A 470-nucleotide genomic window follows, 5' to 3' on the forward strand; every position below is an offset into this window, starting at 1 on the left:
TTATAGCAGAGTAAAAGTCCCCATAACTCTTGTTCTATCATATCTGGCCGCTTACTTCTTAATGTGTATTCACTGTTCAATAACGATTGTTTCATTTCTCGATATCCAAGCTCTATTTCCCAGCGATAGCGATAAAGCTCTACTATCTCCCCACTTGGGAACCGCATTGGGTCGACCATTGAAGTGAGTATGCGGTACTCTTTGCCTTTAATTAACTTACTGATTAGCCTTGCCTCAATATACTCTGGCAAGTCTTCAAACTTCTTGCGTGCGTGAGGTGTAGCACTAAGCCGAACGATTAGGTCATTCTTATTGACTTGTCTAATCACATCATATTTAAGGTCTTTACGGGCTGGTATCATCCAATGCCTTTGCTCACCTCGCTGATGCCAGCGATTGAGCAAGCCGAGAGAATAATACCCTTTATCAAACATGGTTAGTGAATGGTCAGGTGTATCATCTATGAGTTG

1 protein-coding gene is annotated in these 470 nt (G+C 41.9%); it reads right to left on the reverse strand.

Annotation, left to right across the window (positions count from 1 at the left end):
- Positions 1-470, reverse strand: a 470-nt coding sequence (locus ACSLUK_RS19995) for an IS4 family transposase (protein ID WP_448550551.1), incomplete at both ends; no start/stop codon positions are given.

The organism is Thalassotalea fusca (genome assembly GCF_053485835.1).